General features: G+C 64.3%; 19 protein-coding genes. 12 read left to right on the plus strand and 7 right to left on the minus strand.

The window, feature by feature from the left end; all coding sequences use genetic code 11:
• The first annotated feature begins 153 nt into the window (after positions 1-153).
• From U1738_RS04645 to U1738_RS04665, 5 genes are all read left to right on the plus strand, one after another.
• Positions 154-1,152: a PhoH family protein gene (locus U1738_RS04645; RefSeq protein ID WP_332787838.1), complete on the plus strand. Its 999-nt coding sequence runs from the start codon at positions 154-156 to the stop codon at positions 1,150-1,152.
• A complete protein-coding gene (gene ybeY / locus U1738_RS04650; protein ID WP_332787839.1) occupies positions 1,145-1,654 on the plus strand; it encodes an rRNA maturation RNase YbeY in 510 nt (169 codons plus the stop codon). The genes U1738_RS04645 and ybeY overlap by 8 nt, the downstream gene beginning before the upstream one ends.
• Before the next feature lie 8 nt (positions 1,655-1,662).
• Positions 1,663-2,574, plus strand: coding sequence for a hemolysin family protein (locus U1738_RS04655; protein ID WP_332787840.1), 912 nt, complete (start codon positions 1,663-1,665; stop codon positions 2,572-2,574).
• Positions 2,575-2,700: 126 nt separating this feature from the next.
• Positions 2,701-4,878 carry a catalase/peroxidase HPI gene (gene katG, locus U1738_RS04660; RefSeq protein WP_332787841.1) on the plus strand — a complete coding sequence of 726 codons (2,178 nt, stop codon included), beginning with the start codon at positions 2,701-2,703 and terminating at the stop codon, positions 4,876-4,878.
• Between the two features lie 99 nt (positions 4,879-4,977).
• Entirely contained in the window at positions 4,978-6,306 is a 1,329-nt protein-coding gene (locus tag U1738_RS04665; RefSeq protein ID WP_332787842.1) for a PQQ-dependent sugar dehydrogenase, read from the plus strand.
• A gap of 127 nt (positions 6,307-6,433) precedes the next feature.
• On the opposite strand, the gene U1738_RS04670 is transcribed toward U1738_RS04665, so the two are convergent.
• Positions 6,434-6,736 (minus strand): polyhydroxyalkanoic acid system family protein, encoded by a 303-nt coding sequence (locus U1738_RS04670; protein WP_332787843.1) that lies wholly within the window; start codon positions 6,734-6,736, stop codon positions 6,434-6,436.
• A 10-nt stretch (positions 6,737-6,746) separates the two neighbouring features.
• Positions 6,747-7,163: a VOC family protein gene (locus U1738_RS04675; RefSeq protein WP_332787844.1), complete on the minus strand. Its 417-nt coding sequence runs from the start codon at positions 7,161-7,163 to the stop codon at positions 6,747-6,749.
• Between the two features lie 217 nt (positions 7,164-7,380).
• On the opposite strand from U1738_RS04675, the gene lnt reads away from it, so the two are divergent.
• The 4 genes from lnt to U1738_RS04695 all read left to right on the plus strand — a co-directional run bounded on the left by lnt (position 7,381) and on the right by U1738_RS04695 (position 11,739).
• Positions 7,381-8,940 (plus strand): apolipoprotein N-acyltransferase, encoded by a 1,560-nt coding sequence (lnt, locus tag U1738_RS04680; RefSeq protein WP_332787845.1) that lies wholly within the window; start codon positions 7,381-7,383, stop codon positions 8,938-8,940.
• A gap of 87 nt (positions 8,941-9,027) precedes the next feature.
• On the plus strand, positions 9,028-10,245 hold the full coding sequence (gene metK, locus U1738_RS04685) for a methionine adenosyltransferase (protein WP_332787846.1): 1,218 nt from the start codon (positions 9,028-9,030) through the stop codon (positions 10,243-10,245).
• Positions 10,246-10,255: 10 nt separating this feature from the next.
• A complete protein-coding gene (trmB, locus tag U1738_RS04690; RefSeq protein ID WP_332787847.1) occupies positions 10,256-10,936 on the plus strand; it encodes a tRNA (guanosine(46)-N7)-methyltransferase TrmB in 681 nt (226 codons plus the stop codon).
• 221 nt (positions 10,937-11,157) lie between these two features.
• Complete coding sequence (locus U1738_RS04695; protein WP_332787848.1) at positions 11,158-11,739, plus strand: FxDxF family PEP-CTERM protein; 582 nt, start codon at positions 11,158-11,160, stop codon at positions 11,737-11,739.
• 388 nt (positions 11,740-12,127) lie between these two features.
• On the opposite strand, the gene U1738_RS04700 is transcribed toward U1738_RS04695, so the two are convergent.
• On the minus strand, positions 12,128-13,222 hold the full coding sequence (locus tag U1738_RS04700) for a GNAT family N-acetyltransferase (RefSeq protein WP_332787849.1): 1,095 nt from the start codon (positions 13,220-13,222) through the stop codon (positions 12,128-12,130).
• Between the two features lie 92 nt (positions 13,223-13,314).
• Here U1738_RS04700 and U1738_RS04705 point away from each other — a divergent pair, with 92 nt between their 5' ends.
• Positions 13,315-13,776, plus strand: coding sequence for a DUF2721 domain-containing protein (locus U1738_RS04705; protein ID WP_055777698.1), 462 nt, complete (start codon positions 13,315-13,317; stop codon positions 13,774-13,776).
• A 123-nt stretch (positions 13,777-13,899) separates the two neighbouring features.
• Here the strand turns inward: U1738_RS04705 and U1738_RS04710 are convergent, their stop codons facing one another.
• From U1738_RS04710 to U1738_RS04720, 3 genes are all read right to left on the minus strand, one after another.
• On the minus strand, positions 13,900-15,471 hold the full coding sequence (locus U1738_RS04710; RefSeq protein WP_332787850.1) for an amidase: 1,572 nt from the start codon (positions 15,469-15,471) through the stop codon (positions 13,900-13,902).
• A gap of 341 nt (positions 15,472-15,812) precedes the next feature.
• Positions 15,813-16,043: a hypothetical protein gene (locus tag U1738_RS04715; protein WP_332787851.1), complete on the minus strand. Its 231-nt coding sequence runs from the start codon at positions 16,041-16,043 to the stop codon at positions 15,813-15,815.
• An 861-nt stretch (positions 16,044-16,904) separates the two neighbouring features.
• Positions 16,905-17,441 carry a hypothetical protein gene (locus tag U1738_RS04720; RefSeq protein ID WP_332787852.1) on the minus strand — a complete coding sequence of 179 codons (537 nt, stop codon included), beginning with the start codon at positions 17,439-17,441 and terminating at the stop codon, positions 16,905-16,907.
• A 108-nt stretch (positions 17,442-17,549) separates the two neighbouring features.
• Between U1738_RS04720 and U1738_RS04725 the strand changes: the two genes are divergently transcribed.
• Both U1738_RS04725 and U1738_RS04730 read left to right on the plus strand, forming a co-directional pair.
• A complete protein-coding gene (locus U1738_RS04725) occupies positions 17,550-18,818 on the plus strand; it encodes an MFS transporter (RefSeq protein ID WP_332787853.1) in 1,269 nt (422 codons plus the stop codon).
• Positions 18,819-18,869: 51 nt separating this feature from the next.
• A complete protein-coding gene (locus tag U1738_RS04730) occupies positions 18,870-19,277 on the plus strand; it encodes a PRC-barrel domain-containing protein (RefSeq protein ID WP_332787854.1) in 408 nt (135 codons plus the stop codon).
• A 12-nt stretch (positions 19,278-19,289) separates the two neighbouring features.
• Here U1738_RS04730 and uvrB read toward each other — a convergent pair whose 3' ends face one another.
• Entirely contained in the window at positions 19,290-21,479 is a 2,190-nt protein-coding gene (gene uvrB, locus U1738_RS04735) for an excinuclease ABC subunit UvrB (RefSeq protein WP_332787855.1), read from the minus strand.
• Positions 21,480-21,488: the final 9 nt, after the last annotated feature.

Here is a 21,488-nt window from a genome sequence, read left to right on the forward strand (position 1 = left end):
GGACCCGACCGCCTGCTCCGACTCATCGCGCCTCCGCCGCTGTCCGCACAAACGCGCAGAGTGTGTGACTTTGTGTGAACTTCGGTGCGGTGTCCGAACCCGCACCCCGGTGTCACACTTGCCTGATCGTCCGATCCAACCACAAGGAATTGCATGAGCCGCAAGCCCGTTCCCGCCCAATCCGGTGATCGCAGCCGCGCCGAACTGGTGTTCGATCGCCCGCAACTCATGTCCCAGCTGTTCGGGGAGTTCGACCAGAACCTCCTGCAACTCGAAAGCCGGCTCGGCGTCTACATCACCGCCCGCGGCAACAAGGTCGGCCTCGAGGGTCGCGCCGAAGCGGTGGCCGAAGCGCGCGACGTGCTGCAGGGCCTCTACAACCGCATCACGCGCGGCGAGCGCGTCGATCAGGGCATGGTCGATGCGGTGATCGCGATGTCCGCCGAACCGACCCTGACCGGCATCATCAAGGCCGAGACCGGCGGCGCGCCCAGCATCATGATCCGTACCCGCAAGAAGACCATCGTCCCGCGCACGCTGGCGCAGGCGCATTACATGCGCGAACTGGTCAATAACGACATCATCTTCGCGCTCGGGCCGGCAGGTACCGGCAAGACCTATATCGCCGTCGCGCAGGCCGTGTCGCAGCTCATCACCGGCAGCGTGCAGCGCCTGATCCTGTCGCGTCCCGCAGTCGAGGCGGGCGAGAAGCTCGGCTTCCTGCCCGGCGATATGAAGGAGAAGGTCGATCCGTATTTGCGTCCGCTCTACGATGCGCTGAACGATTGCCTCCCCGCCGAACAGGTCGAACGCCGCATCGCCAGCGGCGAGATCGAGATCGCCCCGATCGCGTTCATGCGCGGTCGCACGCTCGCCGACGCGTTCATCATCCTCGACGAGGCGCAGAATACCACGCCGGCGCAGATGAAGATGTTCCTCACCCGCTTCGGCGAGAACAGCCGCATGGTCGTGTGCGGCGATCCCAAGCAGACCGATCTTCCCGGCGGCATGAACGCCAGCGGCCTAAACGACGCGGTCGTCCGCCTCGACGGGGTAGAAGGCATGTCGATGTGCCGCTTCGGCGCCGGAGACGTCGTCCGCCACCCGATCGTCGGCCGCATCGTGGAAGCGTATGAGGGCGTGGATGCTTGAAACCGCCCTTTCGATCGAAGCCCCTTGGCCCGACACCACCGACTGGGAGACACTCGCCCAGCGCGCCGCCGCAGCCGCGCTTTCACGTACCCCGCATGGCGAACTCGCCACCGCGGCGGTGTCGGTCGAAATCTCCGTCCGCCTCACCACCGATGACGAAATCCAGACGCTCAACGCGCAGTATCGGGGCAAGGACAAGCCGACCAACGTCCTGTCCTTTCCGATGGTCCAGCCCGATCTGCTCGACGGTATCGCCAACACCGATGACGGCGAGGTGCTGCTCGGCGATATCGCCCTGGCCTACAGCGTGTGCGAGCGCGAGGCGGCGGAGAAGGGCATTTCGATGGAAGATCACGCCACGCACCTGATCGTGCATGGCACGTTGCACCTTTTGGGCTATGACCATCTCGAGGATCACGAGGCGGATGCGATGGAGGCGATCGAGATCGATGCGCTGGCCGCGCTCGGTCTCGCCGATCCGTATCTGATACGTGAGGACTGAAACACAATATGCCCGAGGGGGACAGTAGCAGCGGGGCTGCGGAGGGGTCGAACGAGACCAGTATCTGGCGCGGGCTGAAGGCGATGATCTTCGGCCAGCCGGGCGACGATTCGCTCCGCCACCAGCTGGAAGAGGCGATCGATGCGCATGAGGACGATCCTGCGCCCGACGCCAAGGGCGATCTCTCGCCGCTCGAACGCACGATGGTGCGCAACCTGCTCCATTTCGGCGAGCGTGACGCCGGCGACGTCGGCGTGCCGCGCGCCGATATCGTCGCGATCGAGGAGAAGACGCCGTTCGCCGATCTGGTGACGATCTTCGCCGAGGCCGGCCACAGCCGCCTGCCGGTCTATCGCGAGAAGCTCGATACGATCATCGGCATGGTCCATATCAAGGACGTGTTCGCGATCCTCGCCACCGGCGCGGCCCACCCGGAGACGCTCGACGCGCTGATCCGCCAGCCCTTGTTCGTGCCGATGTCGCGCGGCGTGCTCGATCTGCTTGCCGATATGCGCGCCAGCCGCGTGCATCTGGCCGTGGTGCTGGACGAATATTTCGGCACCGAGGGCCTCGTCACGATCGAGGATCTGATCGAGGAGATCGTCGGCGATATCGAGGACGAGCATGACGACGCGCCCGAGGCGATGCTCGTGCCGCTGGATGGCGGGGCGTGGGATGCCGATGCGCGCGTCGAACTGGAGGATGTCGGCGAAACCGTCGATCCGCGCCTGGCCGAGGTCGAGGAGGATATCGACACGCTCGGCGGCCTCGCCGCGTTGCTCGCGGGCCACGTGCCGCAAGCCGGCGAATGCATCGATCATTCAAGCGGCTGGAAGATCGAAGTGGTCGAGGCCGACACTCGCCGCGTTCATCGCCTGCGACTGCATCCCCCGGTGCCCGCCCCCGAAGCGGACGAATAGCCCGCCCCCATCGCTCCATCGTAAATATCAGCCAGCCGATCACAGTTCGCGGATTAATGCATTTCCTCGATCGTCCGCGGCGTGGCATTGAGCACGGGAGTTTAGCAAGACCCCATAGGAGATGTCATGAACGCCGAATCGAAATGCCCCATGAATGGCGGCAAGATGGATGGCGCGGCCGTCCTGTTCGAAATGACCAACCGTACGTGGTGGCCCAACCAGCTCGACATCTCGGTGCTGCACCAGAACCCGCCCGCCGGCGATCCGATGGACGCCGATTTCGATTATGTCGAAGAGTTCAAGAAGCTCGATCTCGCCGCCGTGAAGGCCGACATCACCGCGCTGATGACCGACACTCAGGATTGGTGGCCGGCCGATTTCGGCCATTACGGCCCGCTGTTCATTCGCATGGCGTGGCACGCCGCCGGCACCTATCGCATCGGTGACGGTCGCGGTGGTGCAGGCTCGGGCCAGCAGCGTTTCGCTCCGCTCAATTCCTGGCCGGACAACGCCAATCTCGACAAGGCCCGCATGCTGTTGTGGCCGATCAAGCAGAAGTACGGCCGCGCGCTGAGCTGGGCCGATCTGCTCGTGCTCACCGGCAACGTCGCACTCGAATCGATGGGCTTCCAGACCGCCGGCTTCGGTGGCGGCCGCGTCGACGTGTGGGAGCCGGACACCTCGGTCAATTGGGGTGCCGAGCGCGAATGGCTGAAGGACGAGCGTTATTCGGGCGACCGCGATCTCGCGCACCCGCTCGCAGCCGTGCAGATGGGCCTGATCTACGTCAATCCGGAAGGCCCGAACGGCAATCCCGATCCGGTGCTGGCGGCGCGCGACATTCGTGAGACGTTCGCCCGCATGGCGATGAACGACGAGGAAACCGTCGCGTTGATCGCCGGTGGCCACACCTTCGGCAAGACGCACGGCGCAGGCGTGCCGGACGATTATGTCGGCCCGGAGCCGGAAGGCGCGCCGATCGAGGCACAGGGCCTGGGCTGGGCGAACACGCTCGGCACCGGCAATGCCGGCAGCACGATCACCAGCGGCCTGGAAGTCACCTGGACGCAGGAGCCGACCAAGTGGACGAACCTCTATTTCGACAATCTGTTCGGCCATGAGTGGGAACTGACGCACAGCCCTGCCGGTGCCCAGCAATGGGTCGCGGTCGGCGCGGCCGAAGACGTGCCGGACGCGCATGACGCGACCAAGAAGCATCGCCCGACGATGCTGACCACCGATCTCTCGCTGCGTTTCGATCCGGCTTATGAAGCGATCTCGCGTCGCTTCCACCAGAACCCGGATCAGTTCGCCACGGCGTTCGCCGAGGCATGGTATAAGCTGACGCACCGCGACATGGGCCCGCACGTCCTGCTGCATGGCCCCGAAGTGCCGGCCGAACCGCGTATCTGGCAGGATCCCGTGCCGGCCGCCGAAGGCGCGCCGCTGGGCGAGGCGGATATCGCCGATCTCAAGGCGAAGATCCTGGCGTCGGGCCTGTCGATCAGCCGCCTGGTCGCCACCGCATGGGCGTCGGCGGGCACGTTCCGCCACACCGACAAGCGCGGCGGTGCCAACGGTGCGCGCGTCCGGCTCGCGCCGCAGAAGGATTGGGCTGTGAATGAGCCAGCTGAACTGGCCAAGGCGCTGTCCACGCTTGAGGGTATCCAGCAGGGCTTCGGCAAGTCGGTGTCGCTTGCCGATCTGATCGTGCTCGGCGGTGTCGCCGCGATCGAGAAGGCGGCGAAGGATGCCGGTCACGACGTGACCGTCCCCTTCACCCCGGGCCGCACCGATGCGACCGAAGCGCAGACCGATGCCCATTCGTTCGCCCCGCTGGAGCCGCGCACCGATGGCTTCCGCAACTATGTCGGCGAGGATTCGGTCTATTCGGCCGAGGAATTGCTGGTCGATCGCGCCCATCTGCTGGGGCTCAACGCGCCCGAGATGACCGTGTTGTTCGGCGGCCTGCGCGTGCTGGGCGTCAATCATGGCGGGTCGACGAAGGGTGTGTTCACCGACAGACCGGGCACGCTGACCAACGACTTCTTCCGCAACCTGTTGAAGACGAGCTTCGAGGCGAAGTGGGAAGCGACCGGCGGTGACAATTTCGTCGCCGTGGATCGCAAGACCGGTGCGCAGATTTGGACCGGCAGCCGCGTCGATCTGGTCTTCGGATCGAACTCGCAGCTGCGCGCAATCTCGGAAGCCTATGCGACCGACGATGCGGCGGGCAAGTTCGTGGCCGCGTTCGTCAAGGCGTGGACCAAGGTGATGGATGCCGATCGGTTCGACGTAAAATAACGAGTTCAGCCCCCTGAACTGGAAGGCCGCCGGCAACACGCGTTGCCGGCGGCCTTTTTGCTCTTCCGCCCGGTCGCCCGCACTCCTACCTAGGGCGTTATGCGCAAACACATTCTCATCGTGCTCGGCCTGATCGTCCTCGTGGTCGCGGGGCTGGTCATCTGGCTTACCCGTCCCGACAAGGCGCAGCTCGATTTCGCCGCCGTCACCGGTGCCACGCCGACGATCGGCCAGCCGCGCGCGCAGATGATCCCGACGATCAAGGTCGCCGATGCGGTCGGCTGGAAAGATGGCCAGAAACCGGTCGCCGCGCCCGGCCTGAGCGTCGCGCCGTTTGCCACCGGGCTCGATCATCCGCGCTGGCTCTACCGTCTGCCGAACGGCGACGTGCTGGTCGCCGAGAGCAATTCCCCACCGCGCAAGGGTGGCGGCATCACCGGTTGGGTGATGGGCGTCCTGATGGGCAAGGCCGGGGCCGGCGTGCCCTCGGCCAACCGCATCACTATCCTGCGCGATGCGAATGGCGACGGCGTCGCGGACCGCAAATCCACCTTCATGATGAGGCTCAATTCCCCCTTCGGCATGGCGCTGATGGGCGACTGGCTGTACATCGGCAATACCGACGCGCTGGTCCGGGTGCCCTACAAGACCGGCGACATCTCGATCACCGCCAAGCCTGAAGTGGTCGTGAAATTGCAGGGCGGTGGCAACCATTGGGCGCGCAACGTGATCGCTGATCCCGATGGCAAGACGCTGTACGTCACGGTCGGATCGTCGAGCAACATCGCCGAAAACGGCCTGGACCGCGAGAAATTCCGCGCCAATATCCTGCAAGTCTATCCCGAAGCGAAGACGTACCGCATCTTCGCTGCCGGCCTGCGCAACCCCAATGGTCTGGCGTTCGAACCGCACAGCAAGCAGCTTTGGACCACGGTCAACGAACGCGACATGATCGGATCCGATCTTGCGCCCGATTATATGAGCCAGATCGAACTGGGCGATCATTTCGGCTGGCCGTGGTATTATTGGGGCGGCTATCCCGACAAGCGCGTCGAGCCGGCCAACCCCGCCTTGCAGGAATATTCCAAACGCCCGGATTACGCGCTGGGGCCGCACGTCGCGGCACTCGGACTGGCGTTCGCCAACGACGCGAAGCTGGGGGCGAATTTCGCCAATGGCGCGTTCGTCGGGGAACACGGATCGTGGAACCGCTCGCCGGTATCGGGCTACAAGGTGGTATATGTGCCGTTCGGGCCGAACGGCTTCCCGACCAAGGGTGCCAAGCCGGTCGATGTGCTGACCGGTTTCCTGAACAAGGATGGCGCGGCGCAGGGACGTCCCGTCGGCGTGATCACGGATGCGACCGGTGCGCTGCTGGTGGCGGACGATGTGGGGAATGTGGTGTGGCGGGTTAAGGCGGCGAAGTAAGACCGCTTCCTTCATCCCCGCTCAATTCCGTCACCCCAGCGAAGGCTGGGGTCTCAAGCGGTGAAGTCGGGACAGGGCCGCACGAGATCCCAGCCTTCGCTGGGATGACGAATGTCGTATCGGCTCCTCATTCCAGCAGCTTAGGTGCATCCTTGGCCAGTTTCGCGCGGATCTTGTCCGCAAACAGCGCGAGAAACGGCGGCAGGTCGATCACCGCGTGCACCTTGTCCTCGAACACCTCCACCCGGCTCGCGACCCGCTGCCCCATCCCCTCGATCGTGAAGTGCAGGGTATCCCCGTCCCAGCGGTGATCGGCGACCACGCCGCCCGGCACGACGCCGGCGATCTTGCCCACGCCGCGATCGAGCTTCGCGCGCACGCCCTCGCGGCCCTGTTTATGGGGTATGTCCATCGTGATCGGGTCGGTCATCGTAGGTCCTTTAGGTCGCGAACAACATCGCGTCATCGGCAAACGCCTTGAACTCCAATGCGTTGCCGCTCGGGTCCCGAAAGAACATCGTCGCCTGTTCGCCCGGCTGGCCCTTGAAGCGGATGTGCGGCGCGATGCCGAACGCGATGCCCGCCGCCGCGACCCGGTCCGCCAGCGCCTGCCAGTCGGGCATCGTCAGCACCACGCCGAAATGCGGCACCGGCACGTCGTGCCCGTCAACCGGGTTCGACACGACAACCGGCTTGGCTGAGGGGTCGAGGTGCGCGACGATCTGGTGGCCGAACAGGTCGAAATCGATCCAAGTGTCGCTGCTGCGCCCCTCTACGCAGGCCATCACCCCGCCGTAAAAGGCGCGTGCGGCGGAGAGATCGTGGACGGGGAAGGCGAGGTGGAACGGGCGGATCATGCCAGGGTGTTAGCCTATCCTCCCCGGCACGGGGAGGGGGACCGTTCGGCTTCTTCAGCCGAATGGTGGAGGGGGCGTGCCGGCAACGCTACGGTCATACGGCCGGCTCTATCCGCATGGCAGCTTTGCCGGCCCACCCCCTCCGTCATGCTGCGCATGCCACCTCCCCGTTCCGGGGAGGATTGTAAGCCTACCTATTCCCAGCGATAGCGCTCGCGTGAAACGCTTCGCTTCTCTCGCCTCCCTCGCCCTCGGCGCGCTTGCCGCGACCGGGTTCGCGCCGCTCGACTGGTGGCCGATTACCCTCGCCTGCCTCGCCATATGGCTGTGGCTGGTTCACGACGCCCGCACGCTCAAACAGGCGCTGCTGCGCGGCTGGCTGTTCGGCATCGGGCATTTCACGATCGGCAACGTCTGGATCCAGAAGGCTTTCACCTTTCAGGACGCGATGCCCCATTGGCTCGGCTATGGTGCCGTCGTCGCGCTCGCTCTGTATCTGGCGGTGTATCCGATGCTTGCCGCCGGACTGGCCTGGCGGTTGGCGAGTTCCCGGTCGATCGGCGACATAAAGGGTCCACCCGGCGCAGGGTTCGCGCTTGTTTTCGGCGCAGGCTGGATCATCACCGAGTGGCTGCGGGGTACGTTGTTCACCGGCTATCCCTGGAATCCCCTGGGCGTCATATGGCTGCCGCTGCCCGGCGTTTCGCAGGTCGCGGCCTGGATCGGCACCTATGCGTTGTCCGGTATGACGATCGTCATTGCGGGCCTGCTGCTACCGCTCGCGTGGCGGCGCTGGAAGCCGGCTTTGTTCGCGATCATCCCGATCGCCCTGCTCGCGCTGAACGGCATCGAGATCAGGCAAACGCCCACCGCGTCCGATCCCAAAGCCCCCCGCGTCCGCATCGTCCAGCCCGATCTCGGGCAGGAGGAGCGCCCGCAGGACGATTATGCCGAGATGAACCTCGAGGCGCTGCTCGCACTGATCGGCAAGCCCGGCCCGGCCCCGCGCCTGATCGTCTGGCCGGAGGGTGCGGTGCGCTTCATGCTGGAAGACGGCTATCCGCCCGACGCCTATTGGCTCGGCTATGCCTCCACTACGCGGCGCCGCATCGCGGCCTTGCTCGGGCCAAACGACGTGGTGCTGACCGGCGGCAATGCCGTGCAGTTCGACAAGAGCGGCGAGATGGTGTCGGCGACCAATTCGATCTTCGCGATCGATCGCCAGGCGCGCATCATCGGACGCTACGACAAGGCGCATCTCGTGCCGTACGGCGAATATCTCCCCGCGCGCCCGATCCTGTCGCGGCTCGGCCTCAGCCGTCTGGTGCCAGGCGACATGGATTTCCTCGACGGCCCCGGCGCGCGCGGCATCGCACTGCCCGCCTTCGGCATGGTCGGCATGCAGATCTGCTACGAGATCATCTTCTCGGGCCAGGTGGTGGACCCCGCGCACCGCCCGGCGGCGATCTTCAACCCATCGAACGAAGCATGGTTCGGCCTGTCGGGGCCGCCGCAGTTCCTTGCCCAAGCACGGCTCCGCGCGATCGAGGAAGGACTGCCCGTGTTGCGCGCGACGCCGACCGGCATCTCGGCGATCATCGCCCCCGACGGGCACCTGCTGGCCACCGTGCCCGCCGATACCGCAGGCGCGATCGAACTGCCCCTGCCCGCGCCCTATCCGCCCACCGTGTTCGCGCGCCTGGGCAATTGGATGGCGGGACTGGTCGTCGTCATTCTGCTGACGTTGGCAATTGCCATTCGCCGACCGCGCAGCTAGTGCGCGTCATATAAGGAAAGCTTTATATGCGGTTCCGGCGCGCCCGGCCCCGCATCCAGGCCGCCATATCAAGCTAAGGGTTATCAGATGCGCGCTTCGTTTCTCTTCACCTCCGAATCGGTTTCCGAAGGTCATCCCGACAAGGTCGCCGACCAGATCAGCGACACGATCGTCGATCTGTTCCTGGCCAAGGACAGCCAGGCGCGCATCGCCTGCGAGACGCTGACGACCACCCAGCTTGTCGTGCTGGCCGGCGAAATCCGCGGCAAGGGCATTTACGAGAACGGCGAATGGGCGCCGGGCGTGCTCGAAGAGATCGAAGCCGCCGTGCGTAACACGGTGAAGGAAATCGGCTACGAACAGTCCGGTTTCCATTGGGAGAGCTTCCGCTTCGAGAACAATCTCCACGGTCAGTCGGCGGAAATCGCGATGGGCGTGGACGAAGGCGCGAACAAGGATGAAGGCGCTGGCGATCAGGGCATCATGTTCGGCTATGCGACCGACGAGACGCCGGGCCTGATGCCCGCCACTTTGTATTACAGCCACAAGATCCTCGAGCGTATGGCCGCCGATCGTCACTCGGGTGCCGCGCCGTTCCTGGAGCCGGACGCCAAGAGCCAGGTCACGCTGGAATATAAGGACGAGAAGCCGGTGCGCGCGACCGCCCTCGTCGTCTCGACCCAGCACAAGCCGGGCTATTGCCTGCAGGGCGATAATGCCGATCCGGCGCTGTACGAAAAGCTGCACAGCTATGTCTCGGGCGTCCTCAAGGACACGCTGCCCGAGGGTTTCATCAGCGATACGACCGACATCTACATCAACCCGACCGGCGCGTTCGAAATCGGCGGACCGGACGGCGACGCGGGCGTGACCGGTCGCAAGATCATCGTCGATACATACGGCGGCGCAGCGCCGCACGGCGGCGGTGCTTTCTCGGGCAAGGATCCGACGAAAGTCGATCGTTCGGCCGCCTATGTCGCGCGTTATATGGCGAAGAATGTCGTCGCGGCCGGCCTCGCCCGCCGTTGCACGATTCAGCTCAGCTATGCGATCGGCATCGCCGAGCCGCTGTCGCTCTATGTCGATCTGCATGGCACCGGTACCGTGTCCGAAGCCAAGGTCGAGGAGGTGCTGCCGAAGCTGGTCCGCCTGACGCCCAAGGGCATTCGCGAGCATCTGAAGCTCAACCAGCCGATCTACAAGCGCACCGCCGCCTACGGCCATTTCGGTCGCGAACCCGATGCGGATGGCTTTACCTGGGAAAAGACCGATCTGGTCGATGCGTTGAAGGCCGCAGTGGCCTGAGGCTTTCTCGTTGAACGACCCGACGACCATCCGGCGGCTGTACGGCCGCCGCCAGGGGCATAAGCTGCGCCTCGGCCAATCCGCATTGGTCGAGGAGTTGCTGCCGCGCATCAGCGTGCCGGAAACCGGCCTGCTCGATGCGCGTGTCCTGTTCGGCGATGAGCGCCCGTTACAGGTCGAGATCGGCTTCGGGGCGGGCGAGCATCTCGCCGGCCAGGCCGCCGCCCATCCCGATACCGGCTTTATCGGCTGCGAACCGTTCCTCAACGGCGTGGTCGGTGCGCTGAACCATGTCCGCGATGGCGACCTTACCAACGTCCGCATCCATATGGGCGATGCGCTGGAGGTTGTCGAACGGCTGCCCGATGCCAGCCTCGACCGGCTGTATCTGTTGCACCCCGATCCGTGGCGCAAGGCGCGGCATGCAAAGCGGCGCATGGTCAATCACGGGCCGCTCGATCTGATCGCGAAGAAGCTGAAGCCGGGCGCGGAGTTCCGCCTTGGCACCGATGATCCGACCTATTGCCGCTGGTCGATGATGATCATGAACGCGCGCAGCGATTTCGTCTGGCAGGCGCGCGAGCCGCACGATTTCCTCGATCGCCCGGCCGACTGGCCTGAAACGCGCTACGAGCGCAAGGCGCGGCGCCAGGGGCGTGAGGTGTGGTACTTCCGGTATATCCGGCAGTAGATCGTTCCGGCACTTTCCCAGGCGGCGGAGTGGCTCGGCCTCCTAATGCCACCACCATTTCAGCGTGCAGGAAGAAACCTGTCGCTCTCGCTTACACCCCTACATTGCACTGCAGCACAAACGGCGGAAAACCGGGATTGGCACGAGTCATGCTACTCTCCGGCTGAGTATCAGATTTCACTTACGGAGATTTTCTCCGGCAACCAAGAAGGGGCTGTACCATGAGCTTCATGTCCAAGATCACTACCGCAGCAGCAGTCGCTGCTTTCACCGTCGCAGCCGTACCGGCTGCAAACGCTGCCGTCGTCTACACGGTCATCGGCGACACCAGCGGTGGCCCGGTTTACAACCGCACGGTCGCCGGCACGCCGCCGACGACTATGTCGGGTGTCGGCACCGCAGTTGCCTACAACACGTTCCTGTTCTCGCCGCTGGCATCGGGCAGCTACACGTTCCTGCTGACCAGCTCGACGCTGAACTACGACCCGTTCCTGGCGCTCTATGCAGCACCGTTCAATCCGGCATCGCCGCTGACCAACATCATCATCGCTAACGATGATCTGGCTGCTGGCAACGTCACCCAGTCGGGCTTCACCGTCAACCTGCTCGCAGGCACGGTCTACACCGCAGTGATCGCTGGCTTCGACAACCAGGACTTCGGCACCTACACGCTGACGATCGCCAATGCGGCATCGGCTGTTCCTGAGCCGGCAACCTGGGCGATGATGATCGCAGGCTTCGGCATGGTCGGCTTCGGCATGCGCCGCCGCGCCAAGCCGTCGGTTCGCGTTACCTACGCCTAAGTCTCGGACTTAGCTTCGATAGAAGGCCGCCGCCTCGCGAGAGGTTGGCGGCCTTTTTCGTTTTGCCGCCCTTCTCTTGCGCATGATGACGTGAAGCAGAACCATCCCCTGACCGTTGGTCCTGAGCTTGTCGGAGGACAGGTCCAAGCGCTGCCGGATATTGGGGGAACACGTGTTTCGACAGGCTCAGCACGAACGGTTCTATTTGAAGTCATCGCGCTTTAGGATCGACCTCTAGGGCAGCGAACCTCGTATCAGCTCCCTTGCTCTGAGCATATTGGGTGGCATTTCCAGGCATGTGCTGGGACGAGCCTGGCACGATCGCGATGGTATAACTCCGCTCATATCGATCACCGTACCATCGACTGCCGATAAGGCAGCTCGAAGCCTAGCCCCGCACCACCTCAACATGTCCGCTGCGCTCCCAGACCTGGCGCAACGCCCGTCCGAGCATCGCCGGCAGGCCGGGCCTCACCAAGAGCCAGTCGCGGATCGCCGGTCCTTTCTCGGCCCCGATTACCTGCTTGTAGCCGCTGTCGCCCGCGCCCCAATCGACCGTGTCTATCCCATCCTGCATCGCGCGCGCCAGATTGCGGTAATAGAGCAGCTTGCCCGGCGAGTTTTTGGCGAAGGCGGGATCGTAGCTGTTGGCGACGGCGTATTTCAGTCCGCCGGCGTTGATGTCGAACGAGAAGGCCGCCGGCACGCCATCGACGCGCAGCAATGCCGCCCACATCATCTCCGCCAGCACCGGATCCGTCGCAGCGGCGCGCCAGAACGCGCCGTGACCAGTGGCGGTGAACTTGGCGTCCGATCCATCGGTTCGCACGGCGATCCAGCTCTTCTGCTCGATGCCCGCAAGAGCGTCGAAAGCGGCCGTATTCATCGTCTCGCCGGACAGGAATTGCCAGTCGAGCGCCCCATGATCGGCGAGGTGTTTTTCGTGGAAGCGGTTCTTCTTCAGCGTAGACGTGCGGGGCCAGGTGCCTTCGGTCCGCGCCGCGGCCATATCGAGTAGATAACTATTGGCGACGAACCTGTCGAGCACCGCCCAGCCGCCTGCCTGTGCCGCCGCTAGCAAGGGCGCGGCGGAGGCATCGCCGTCATAGACCGGGCCGATGCGCAGCGCGTTGACCTCCTCGCCCAGCGCGCCGAGCAACGCGGCATAGGCATCGGCGTCAGCCCCCACGCTCGCTGGGAAACTGCGGAACGGCCAGTAGCTGCCGGGCACGGCGGCCAGTCGCGCCGGGCCAGGGCCGAAGCCGACCATCGGCAACGCGATCACCGGCTCGCCATCCGCCTCGACCACGATCGTCCGCGCCCGCCCGCCATAGGCCGAGAGCGCGGCGGCAAACCATTGAAAGCGCAGGAAGCGATGGCTCGCTGCACTGCTATCCGCCACGAGGTCGATCAGCCCGGACAGGCCATCCAGCGCCACTGCGCGCGTGGCCGGCGGCAGGCGTTCGAATTCGGAAAGCGACATCGGGGCGTTCATAGGTCCGGGCCATAGCCGATCAGGCGTTACCAACCGGTTCGCGCTTGACCCGGCACGCACCGGCCCCGCACAGTCGCGCCATGTTCTCCTTTCCCGCCGTCACCACCATCGCGCAGACGATCCAGCTTTCGCTGAGCCCGGTTTTCATGCTGGCCGGCATCGGTGCCTTGCTCAACGTGCTCGCCGGGCGGCTATCGCGCGTGGTCGATCGCGCGCGGGCGGTGGAGCAATTGCACCCTCGCTCGACCGGGCCGGAGCATGACCGGCACGTGTGGGAATTGCGCCTGCTCAACAAACGCATGTCGGTGATCAACGCGGCGCTGGTGCTGGCGGTGTCTAGCGCGGTGATGACCTGCCTGGTCGTCGCCCTGCTGTTCGTCGCCGAACTGGTGAAGCTGCACATCGGCACGATCGTCGCGGTGTCCTTCATCCTCGCCATGGCGCTGCTGATCTCCGCGCTGGCCGCATTCCTGCTGGAGGTGCGGATGTCGCTGAACGCGATCCGCATCCGGGAGGAATTGCTGGAACGCGACCGGCGCTGAATATCTCCGTTCGCCCCGAGCTTGTGGGAGGGCGTTTATCGGGCGCGCGGACGCGTTTGGGGCATGTGCTTCGACAGGCTCAGCACGAACGCAGTGGAGTCCGTGTAAGGCGGCCTGTTCCCCTCACCGCACGCCGTCCAGCCCCGGCCCGACGTCCGCCACCGGCAGATAGCGCGGTGCCACGCGCTTGCGGCTCGCCTGTTCATAGGCATATCCCGCCTCGATCACCGCCGCGTCGCCATACGCCGTGGCGATGAACGACAGGCCGACCGGCAGGCCCTTCACCAGACCCATCGGCACGGTGAGGTGCGGATAGCCGGCCACCGCGGGCATCTCGCTGGCGCTGGGGCCGGTGGAATGATCGCCCGATACGCTGTCGCTCAGCCATGGCAGGCCGTATGTCGGCTGAACCAGGATCGTCGCCTTGGCGGATCTCAGCATCGCGTCGATCCCCTCCGCGCCTGCCAGCCGCAGCGATTTCGCGCGCAGGCCGAGATATTCCGCATCGGCCAGACCGCGCGTCTTTGCCGCCATCAGGAAAATCTCCTGCCCGAAGAAAGGCATCGCGGTCGCCGCGTTGGCCGTATCGAAGGCGATCACCTGATCCAGCGTCCGCGTCTTCACCGTCGCGGGCGTGGTGGCGAGATAGGTGTCGAGGTCGGCTTTCAATTCAACCTTCAGCACCTCGAATTCGGCATCGCCAAGCCCATCGGCCTTGGGTGCCTCGACATCGACCAGGATCGCGCCGGCCTTCTTCAGATCGGCCAAGGCCGCGTCGTAGACCGGCTTCATCGCCGCCGGCATGTCCGGCCGCAGCACCGCGACGCGCACGCCCTTCAGCGCGCCGGCCGACAGCCCCTTGGCATAATCACGCGCATATTTCCCCGCGCCCGCCGTCGCGGGATCGGCCGGGTCCGCGCCGACCATCGCCGAGAACAGGATCGCCACATCGCGCACGCTACGCGCCATCGGACCGGGCGTGTCCTGGCTATGGCTGATCGGCACGACATGCGTGCGGCTGACCAGCCCGATCGTCGGTTTCAGGCCGACCAGCCCGTTCATCGCCGATGGGCAGACGACCGAGCCATCGGTTTCCGTGCCCAACGCCGCCGCCGCGAAGCTCGCCGCTATGCCCGAGCCGGAACCGCTGGACGAGCCGCAGGACGTGCGATCAAGCGCATAAGGATTGCGCACCAGCCCGCCGATCGCGCTCCATCCGCTCATCGAACTGGTCGAGCGGATATTGGCCCATTCGCTAAGGTTGGTCTTGCCCAGGATCACCGCGCCGGCGGCGCGCAGATTGGCGACGACCGGCGCATCGCGGTGCGTGATATTGTCCTTCAGCGCCAGACTGCCGGCGGTGGTCGCGATCGGATCCAGCGTCTCGATATTGTCCTTGATCAGGATCGGCACGCCATCGAGCGGGCCGAGCGGCTTTTTCGCCCGCCGCCGCACATCGCTGGCCCGCGCCTGAGCCAGCGCATCGGGGTTTATCGCGATCACCGAGCGCAAAGTCGGCCCGGCGCGATCCATCGCCGCGATCCGTGCGAGATAGGCGCGGGTAATCGCCTCGCTGCTCGCACCTCTTGCCATCGCGGATTGCAGATCGGAGATCGAGCGTTCCTCGACCTTCGTCTGGGCGCTGGCGGGCGCTGGGGAAAGGACGGCCAACAGGAGGATCGGGAACGCGCGCATGAAAGAACCTCGCATCATCCGCCGAAGCTGTCCCGGCGTGATATGCGGACACTGGGGCAGAAGGGACGGTAGAACAAGATGCGTCGAACTTTCCGAGAAGTTACGGCCAAGCCTCTGCCATAGAGCATTTTTCCTATACTGAGATGCTGAAGGCCAAGCTAAAGTCGAGGTACGGCGTTCGGAAAGTTCGGTATCGATCGCTTCGACATTTGCGGATTTGCCATTTGCGGAGGGCGGCATCCAAGCATCCTGGGCATGGCTCCGATTGCAGGCCTAAGAACGGACTGCGTTAGCAGCTTCCGCCCAATGGCGGACATTAGCTCCAAGAGGCGGGTCTAGAATTAGGGGATCGCCGGAAACTCAATTCCGGGCGCCGGAGTGACGCGCTCTGACACTTCGCAGCTGGTCAAATCAAAGAACGCGCGCGGTATGCTGTCCCGGCGAACGTCGGTGGTCGAATACCAGGCAATGTTGCCGAGGCTTGGCAGCAGCATGTGCATTGGCGCGAGGCCTCCCGCCGAAGGGACTTGGGATTGCAGATTGTAAAACGCGTCGGTGGCGAACATTTCCATATCGCGCCGGACCGACTGAAACTGGATGGGCGAGTTGCTCTCCCGGACCCAAGCGAAATTCGTCCTTTGGTCAGTCCCGCCCTGCCACGGAAGAAACCAATACGACCTACCGGACTCGGCAACGAGCACGCGAAGTGCCAGTCCGGCGGGCCAGTCGGCACTGCGTTTTACGGGATGGAAGCGAGCCGTAATACTCGGTGCGCCGCGAAGCTCATACCGCGCGTTCTCGACGGGACACGATGCGATCGAGGCGGCAGTAACAAGTATCAATAGCATGGGTCATGCATATCCGATCTACGTCCGCTTTCCATCAAAACCGGACGTCGTAACGACAAATCCTATTATGCTTACAAATGAAAAGAGGCTGCCGGGGGTCTTGCGACACCCCGGCAACCTCCTGACATGGTCAGCGGCCGGAAGCTCCAGCTTGGAGGACCATGCGAACAGCTAAGCTCCGATAGGCGGGGGCGTTGTCTGGGGGAGAATACCCCCCGTCCCGCTATCGATGGGTTACCCCGTAGAGCTTAAGCGTGCGTCCCCCGAACGAACTGAACCGACCCCCTTGCTGAACCATGAGACATCGGATCACCTCCTTTCGCATTGTTGAAACGGCGTACCCTGCCTTGGGTACGAAATGGAATGTGAGTCATTCCGGGGCGCGATACAAGTCTTGTAATTGCAGATATTTTCCGCGACATTCCTGGGCCGCTTAAATCGCCTGAGAGGTGCGCGGCGCTTCCCATTTTACCGCCGTCATCCTGAACTTTTTTCAGGATCCATCGTGCCTCTCGGGTGCCGGTCCGGCAGGAACGATGGATCCTGACCTTCGTCAGGATGACGACCGTTTCGGGACGCGCGCGATCAGCGGCGGCAATCTTCCGTCACGCGTTCGATCTCGGCCCAGGCGGGCATGACGAGCGTGGGAGCACCGTCCTGCTGTACGACGAAGCGGCCGCGGCTGAAGCCGATCGCTTCGAGCAGGCCGTCGCGCGGGGCGAGCGCCGCCGCGACATAAGGCGGCGTGCCACCGGTCGGCTGGACGGCGAGCGTGCGCAGCAGGGTCGAGGTGCGGATCGCCAGCGGCGCGGGCACGCTGCCGGCGCGCGACAGGTAGATCGCATTCGCCCGCACGTCGCAGCGGATGGTGAATTGCGCATCGGCACCGGGCACGCCGAACAAGGCAATCGAACCGCGCGCATCCTGGCGATAGACCCAGTCGCCCGGCGTATAGGGCCAATCGCGCCAATCCTGCGCCACCGGCGTGGGTTCGGGCAGCGGCACGACCGGCGCGGGCGCGGGGCGCTGCACCGGGCGTGGCATCGGCTTGGGCGCAGGGACGCAGGCGCTCAGCGCGGCGATGGCGGTGAGGGTCGCAATGGAGCGGATCGGCAAGCGCATCGCGACGCTATGCGCGAAGCGGAGGGTCGGCTCAACCTTACAGCGACAAATCCGCTTTCCTTGCACGCCCGGTTGCGCGACGAGTGCGGTGAGGGGAAAGCGAGACGCATGGATACCAAGCGGCTGAAATCGATCGTCGGCGGATCGGCGGGCAATCTGGTCGAATGGTATGATTGGTATGCCTATTCGTCGCTGTCTTTGGTGTTCGCCGCGACCTTCTTTCCCAAGGGCGATCTGACCGCGCAATTGCTCGGCACGGCGGCGGTGTTCGCGGTTGGCTTCCTGATGCGACCGATCGGCGCGTACGTGATGGGGCGCTATGCCGACACGCATGGGCGCAAGGCGGGGCTGGCGCTGTCGGTCGGGCTGATGTTCGCCGGATCGATGATGATCGCGCTGGTGCCGGGCTATGCGACGATCGGCGTGGCGGCACCGGCGATCCTGCTGATCGCGCGAATGTTGCAGGGCCTGTCGGTCGGCGGCGAATATGGCGCGAGCGCGACCTATCTGTCGGAGATGGCGACCAAGAAGAATCGCGGTTTCTGGTCGAGCTTTCAATATGTGACGCTGATCGGCGGGCAGTTGACCGCTTTGGCCGTCACCCTGACGTTGCAGGCGGTGCTGAACAAGGCCGATATGGCGGCGTGGGGCTGGCGCATCGCGTTTCTTATCGGGGCGGTGTTGGCGCTGCTCGTCTATGTGATGCGGCGCAATCTGGCGGAGACCGCGTCGTTCACCAACATGGCGAAGGATCGGCCCAAGTCCGGTTTCCTGGCGCTGTGGAAGGCGCACCCGCGCGAGTTCATGCTGGTCGTCGCAATCAGCGCGGGCGGCGGCCTCGCCTTCTACGCCTATACCACGTACCTGCAGAAGTTCCTGGTCAACACCAGCGGCTTCGCGGTGCAGACGGCGACGCAGGTGATGACGGCGGCCTTGGTCGTCTACATGCTCGCGCAGCCGCTGTTCGGGCATCTGGCGGATCGCTTCGGGCGGCGGCCAATGCTGTTGCTGTTCGGGATCGGCGGAATGGCGGTGACGGTGCCGGTGTTCAGCGCGCTGGCGGTGGAAAAGAACGCGGTCGTCGCGTTCGCGATCATCCTGCTGCCGCTGATGCTGCTCAGCGCCTATACCTCGATCAGCGCCCTGGTGAAGGCGGAGTTGTTCCCCGTGCATATCCGCGCGCTGGGCGTCGCCTTTCCCTATGCGATCGGCAATGCCGCGTTCGGGGGCACGGCGGAATATGTCGCGCTCTGGTTCAAACAGGCCGGTGCCGAGGCCGGATTTTACTGGTACGTCACCGGCTTTCTGGGCGTCGCGACTATTGCGTTTTTGCTGCTCCCGGAAACCAAGCGGACCAGTCTGATCGAAGAAGATTAGGAACCCGATGCCGATCCGGCTGTTACGATGCCGACACGAAGGGATTTTGACATGGCCAACACCGCAGAACCGACGCAATTGCTGATCCAGTCGAACAAGGTCGACGTGATGCAGGTGAAGAGCCGCGACGGCGACAAGATCGGATCGGTCTACGCCTTCATGGTCAACAAGCGTACCGGCCAGGCGATGTATGCGGTGCTGACGATCGGCGGGTTCCTGGGCATGGGCAAGGCCTATTACCCCCTGCCCTTCGCGTTGCTGGCGTTCGATCCGGCGGCGGACGTGTTCATCGTGACGATCGACCGCCGCGTGCTAGAAGGCGGCCCGAGCTGGGCGGCCAACCCGCCGGTGTTCGACCAGGCTTATGCCGACCGCGTGGCGAGCTATTACGGCGTGGGCAAGGAAGACCTGTCGCTGGAAACGCTTGCCTCGGACGTGCCGCCGCCTTCGAGTTATTGAACGACGGCGGGCTTACGCCCGCCGGTTGCTCTTGAACTTCTGGCTCTTGCCGTAGCGGGTCTTGCGCGTGCCCGGTTTACCCTCGTTGCTGCGGCCCATCACCGGCAGTTTCTGCTGATCGACCGGCAGGCCGAGCTCCTCCTGCTCCAGCGCGCGGATTTCGTCGCGTAGGCGGCCGGCGGTTTCGAATTCGAGGTCGGACGCGGCCTTGCGCATCTGCTTTTCGAGATCCTCGATATAGGCGCGCAGATTGTGGCCGACCATGTGCGGGCGGTCTTCGTCGATTTCCACCGTCACCTGATCGCGCGACGCGACGTCCTTGATGATGTCGCCGATATTGCGCTTGATCGTCGTCGGGGTGATGCCGTGCGCTTCGTTGTAGACGCGCTGCTTCTCGCGGCGGCGATCCGTCTCGTTCATCGCGCGTTCCATCGATCCGGTGATGCGATCGGCATAGAGGATCACGCGCCCGTCCACGTTGCGCGCCGCGCGGCCGATCGTCTGGATCAGCGAAGTCTCGCTGCGCAGGAAGCCTTCCTTGTCGGCATCGAGGATCGCGACCAGCCCGCATTCCGGGATATCGAGCCCCTCGCGCAACAGGTTGATGCCGATCAGCACGTCGTACACGCCGAGCCGCAAGTCGCGGATCAGCTCGATACGCTCCAGCGTCTCGACGTCGCTGTGCATGTAGCGGACCTTCAGACCCGCCTCGTGCATGAACTCGGTCAGATCTTCCGCCATGCGCTTGGTCAGGGTCGTCACGAGCGTGCGATAGCCGGCCTCCGCCGTCTTGCGCGCCTCGACGATGAGATCCTGCACCTGTTCCTCGACCGGCTTGATCTCAATCGGCGGGTCGATCAGCCCGGTCGGGCGGATCACCTGTTCGGCGAACACACCGCCGGTCTGCTCCATCTCCCAGGTGCCGGGCGTCGCTGAGACATAGGTGGTCTGTGGGCGCATCGCGTCCCATTCGTTGAAGCGTAGCGGACGGTTGTCGATCGCGCTGGGCAGACGGAAACCGTATTCGGCGAGCGTCAGCTTGCGGCGGTGATCGCCGCGCGACATGCCGTTGATCTGGCCGATCGTCTGGTGACTCTCATCGACGAACAGCAAAGCGTTTTCAGGCAGATATTCGAACAAAGTGGGCGGCGGTTCGCCCGGCATCCGCCCGGTGAGGAAACGCGAATAATTCTCGATACCCGCGCACGATCCCGTCGCGGCGATCATTTCCAGATCGAAGTTCGTCCGCTGCTCGAGCCGCTGCGCCTCCAGCAATTTGCCCTCCGGCACCAGTTCCTTCAGCCGCTCGGCCAGTTCGAACTTGATCGCCTCCATCGCTTGTTTCAGCGTCGGCCCCGGCGTGACGTAGTGCGAATTGGCGAACACGCGGACATAATCGAGGCTCGCCACCTTCTTGCCAGTCAGCGGATCGAACTCCACGATCTCCTCGATATCATCGCCGAAGAACGATACGCGCCACGCGGTGTCTTCGTAATGCGACGGGAAGATTTCGAGATTGTCGCCCTTCACGCGGAAATTGCCGCGCTGAAACGCCGCGTCGTTGCGCTTGTATTGCAGCGCGACGAGCTTGCGCACGACCTCGCGCTGATCGACCACCTGCCCTTTCTTTAGATCGAAAATCATCGCCGAATAGGTCTCGACCGAGCCGATACCGTACAGGCACGAGACCGAGGCGACGATGATCACGTCGTCGCGTTCGAGCAGCGAGCGGGTCGCCGAATGCCGCATCCGGTCGATCGATTCGTTGGTCGAGCTTTCCTTCTCGATATAGGTGTCGGAGCGCGCGACATACGCCTCGGGCTGGTAGTAATCGTAATAGCTGACGAAATATTCGACCGCGTTTTCCGGGAAGAACGACTTCATCTCGCCATACAATTGCGCCGCGAGGATCTTGTTCGGCGCGAGGATCAGCGCCGGGCGCTGCACCGCCTCGATCACCTTGGCCATCGTGAAGGTCTTGCCCGAGCCGGTGACGCCGAGCAGCACCTGATCGCGTTCGCCCGCCTCGGTCTGTGCAACCAGTTCGGCGATCGCGGTCGGCTGATCCCCCGCCGCGGTATATTCGCTGACGATCTTGAAGGCCTTGCCACCCTCCAGCTTGTCGGGGCGGTTGGGGCGATGAGGAACGAACGCCTGGCCGGTTTCCGGTTCGTCGAGCGTGGTGCGGATCTGGATTGCCATGAAAAGGAA

Origin of the sequence: Parasphingomonas caseinilytica (assembly GCF_036663755.1) — a bacterium.
Lineage (GTDB): Bacteria > Pseudomonadota > Alphaproteobacteria > Sphingomonadales > Sphingomonadaceae > Sphingomonas.

Excerpts from the sequence above, each read along its gene's own strand:
- U1738_RS04645 (WP_332787838.1), top strand. The coding sequence starts at position 154 with ATGAGCCGCAAGCCCGTTCCCGCCCAATCCGGTGATCGCAGCCGCGCC.
- ybeY (WP_332787839.1), top strand. The coding sequence starts at position 1,145 with ATGCTTGAAACCGCCCTTTCGATCGAAGCCCCTTGGCCCGACACCACC.
- U1738_RS04655 (WP_332787840.1), top strand. The coding sequence starts at position 1,663 with ATGCCCGAGGGGGACAGTAGCAGCGGGGCTGCGGAGGGGTCGAACGAG.
- katG (WP_332787841.1), top strand. The coding sequence starts at position 2,701 with ATGAACGCCGAATCGAAATGCCCCATGAATGGCGGCAAGATGGATGGC.
- U1738_RS04665 (WP_332787842.1), top strand. The coding sequence starts at position 4,978 with ATGCGCAAACACATTCTCATCGTGCTCGGCCTGATCGTCCTCGTGGTC.
- U1738_RS04670 (WP_332787843.1), bottom strand. The coding sequence starts at position 6,736 with ATGACCGACCCGATCACGATGGACATACCCCATAAACAGGGCCGCGAG.
- U1738_RS04675 (WP_332787844.1), bottom strand. The coding sequence starts at position 7,163 with ATGATCCGCCCGTTCCACCTCGCCTTCCCCGTCCACGATCTCTCCGCC.
- metK (WP_332787846.1), top strand. The coding sequence starts at position 9,028 with ATGCGCGCTTCGTTTCTCTTCACCTCCGAATCGGTTTCCGAAGGTCAT.
- U1738_RS04695 (WP_332787848.1), top strand. The coding sequence starts at position 11,158 with ATGAGCTTCATGTCCAAGATCACTACCGCAGCAGCAGTCGCTGCTTTC.
- U1738_RS04700 (WP_332787849.1), bottom strand. The coding sequence starts at position 13,222 with ATGTCGCTTTCCGAATTCGAACGCCTGCCGCCGGCCACGCGCGCAGTG.
- U1738_RS04705 (WP_055777698.1), top strand. The coding sequence starts at position 13,315 with ATGTTCTCCTTTCCCGCCGTCACCACCATCGCGCAGACGATCCAGCTT.
- U1738_RS04710 (WP_332787850.1), bottom strand. The coding sequence starts at position 15,471 with ATGCGCGCGTTCCCGATCCTCCTGTTGGCCGTCCTTTCCCCAGCGCCC.
- U1738_RS04715 (WP_332787851.1), bottom strand. The coding sequence starts at position 16,043 with ATGGAAATGTTCGCCACCGACGCGTTTTACAATCTGCAATCCCAAGTC.
- U1738_RS04720 (WP_332787852.1), bottom strand. The coding sequence starts at position 17,441 with ATGCGCTTGCCGATCCGCTCCATTGCGACCCTCACCGCCATCGCCGCG.
- U1738_RS04725 (WP_332787853.1), top strand. The coding sequence starts at position 17,550 with ATGGATACCAAGCGGCTGAAATCGATCGTCGGCGGATCGGCGGGCAAT.
- U1738_RS04730 (WP_332787854.1), top strand. The coding sequence starts at position 18,870 with ATGGCCAACACCGCAGAACCGACGCAATTGCTGATCCAGTCGAACAAG.
- uvrB (WP_332787855.1), bottom strand. The coding sequence starts at position 21,479 with ATGGCAATCCAGATCCGCACCACGCTCGACGAACCGGAAACCGGCCAG.